The following is a 251-nucleotide window of genomic DNA, read 5'->3' as shown; positions in this document are numbered from 1 at the left end:
TGCACTAGGGCCGATCGGCCCCATCCGAGCCCAGCGGCCGTCCCGATCTCGACGACGGGCAGCCGCTTCACCTTGGCGTGCGCCATGACGCGGGCGGACTGCTCGACGATCGCGGTCAGCGTGCGTCGCCGCTGCCGTAGGGCGCGTACAGGTCGAGCAGCCGGGTCCGGGCCGACTGGAGCCGGTGGGCGACGATCTCGCCGGTCCACCGGGTCACGGCCATCCCCAGTTCGGGATCGGCCCGGCACATT

General features: G+C 72.5%; 1 pseudogene. It reads right to left on the bottom strand.

The window, feature by feature from the left end:
• Nucleotides 1-115: 115 nt before the first annotated feature.
• Nucleotides 116-251, bottom strand: a pseudogene (locus N4G66_RS45530) (regulator); the annotation flags it as partial.

Origin of the sequence: Streptomyces rhizosphaerihabitans (genome assembly GCF_025399795.1) — a bacterium.
GTDB lineage: Bacteria > Actinomycetota > Actinomycetes > Streptomycetales > Streptomycetaceae > Streptomyces > Streptomyces rhizosphaerihabitans.
The sequence above is the reverse complement of the archived record's forward strand: the minus strand, read 5'-3'. Positions and strand labels throughout refer to the sequence as shown.